The 1674-nt window shown below is 69.7% G+C and carries 2 protein-coding genes and 1 pseudogene; 2 read left to right on the top strand and 1 reads right to left on the bottom strand.

All coding sequences use genetic code 11. The features are described 5' to 3' along the window. On the top strand, positions 1-769 hold a 769-nt coding region (locus tag L286_RS25300), incomplete at its 5' end, for a pseudouridine synthase (RefSeq protein ID WP_021222903.1). Continuing rightward, a complete protein-coding gene (gene rsmD, locus L286_RS25305) occupies positions 766-1314 on the top strand; it encodes a 16S rRNA (guanine(966)-N(2))-methyltransferase RsmD (protein WP_020819294.1) in 549 nt (182 codons plus the stop codon). The genes L286_RS25300 and rsmD, both read left to right, overlap by 4 nt. A gap of 89 nt (positions 1315-1403) precedes the next feature. On the opposite strand, the pseudogene L286_RS25310 reads toward rsmD, so the two are convergent. Beyond that, positions 1404-1674 (bottom strand): annotated as a pseudogene (locus L286_RS25310) (Fe-S oxidoreductase); the annotation flags it as partial.

Raw genomic sequence — 1674 nt, forward strand, 5'->3', positions numbered from 1 at the left:
CCCCCATCCCGCCCGCGCCGCCGCAGCAGCCGGCGGCGGGAACGAGCCGCAGCGCATCGCCAAATTGCTCGCCCGCGCTGGCGTCGCATCCCGGCGGGAGGTCGAGCGGATGATCGAGGAGGGGCGGATCACGCTGAACGGCGAAGCGGTGTCGACCCCCGCCACGCTCCTCTCTTCGCTGCACGGCGTCGCGGTCGACGGCAATCCGGTCGCCGCGCCGGCGCCTGCGCGCCTGTTCCTCTTTCACAAGCCGTCGGGTTTCCTGACGACCGAACGCGATCCCCGCGGCCGCCCGACCATCTACGACAAGCTGCCCGCCGACCTGCCCCGCGTCATGCCGATCGGACGGCTGGACATGACGACGGAGGGCCTGCTGCTGCTCACCACCGATGGAGAGTTCAAGCGGCAGATGGAACTGCCCTCCACCGGCGTGCCGCGCACCTATCGCGCCCGCGCCTTCGGCGAGGTGAGCCAGAACCAGCTTGAGGATCTGTTCGACGGGCTGGAGATAGACGGGATACGCTATGGCCGGATAGAGGCCAATCTGGAACGGCGCACCGGCCGCAACCAGTGGATCGAAATGACGCTGACCGAAGGCAAGAATCGCGAGGTCCGCCGGGTGCTGGAACATCTGGGGCTTCAGGTGAACCGGCTGATCCGCACCAGCTATGGCCCGTTTCATCTGGGCGAACTGGCGTCCGGGGCGGTCGAGGAAGTGCGGCAGCACGATCTGGTCGTCTTCCGCAAGGGGCTGAAGGGCGGGAAATGAGGATCATCGCAGGTCAATGGCGCGGCCGTCCGCTGGTTGCGCCCAAGGGCGACGCGACGCGCCCCACGGCGGATCGCACCCGCGAAACGCTCTTTTCCATGTTGCTGAGCCGGATCGGCTCCTTCGAGGGGCTGAGCGTCGGCGATTTCTTCGCGGGGTCGGGCGCGCTTGGCTATGAAGCGCTCTCTCGCGGCGCGGCAAGCTGCGTCTTCGTGGAGCAGGACCGCGCCGCGCTGGATGCGATCCGCGCCAATGGCGACAGGCTGGGCGTCCGCCCCGACATCCGCCAGGGCAGCGTCCTGTCGATCGGTCCGGCGGGCAAGCCGCTGGACCTCATCTTCATGGACCCGCCCTATCAGAGCGGCGCGGGCATGGTGGCGCTGGACAAGCTCAGCCGCCTGGGCTGGACCGGCCCCGCGACCTGGATTAGCATGGAAACCGACCGCCGCGAGGATGTGGCCGTAAAGGGCTTCGCGGCAGAGGCGATCCGCGATGTGGGCAAGGCGCGCCTGACGTTGCTGCGCGCAACGGACCAGGCCGGGTAAAGCGCGCTCCGGCCCCGGCTGAAAGATAGGGCATGGGCGCGGGCGGGGCTTGGCGACCGTCGTCGCCACCCTGCCCCGCCCCGACGCCGTCAGCGCCGCTTGCGCATGGATTTGGACGCTTCGCCGCGGTTGATGCAGCTATCCTGCACCGTCTTGCTGCATAGCGGATAATCCTTCCGCTCGGTCGGCGGCGGCGTCATGTTGCCGCCGACGGTCGCGGGATTGGCGGATGTTCCGACCGGCGCGGACGGATCGCGCGGGACGCCGGCGGGGGCAGGTTGCATCCCCGTGTCCGGGGGCACGGCGCCCGTGGGTTGACCGGCATTGGGATCGGCGGCGGGCGGCGGCGTGGCCGGCGTC

The organism is Sphingobium sp. HDIP04 (assembly GCF_000445085.1).
In the GTDB taxonomy this organism is placed as follows: Bacteria; Pseudomonadota; Alphaproteobacteria; order Sphingomonadales; family Sphingomonadaceae; genus Sphingobium; species Sphingobium indicum.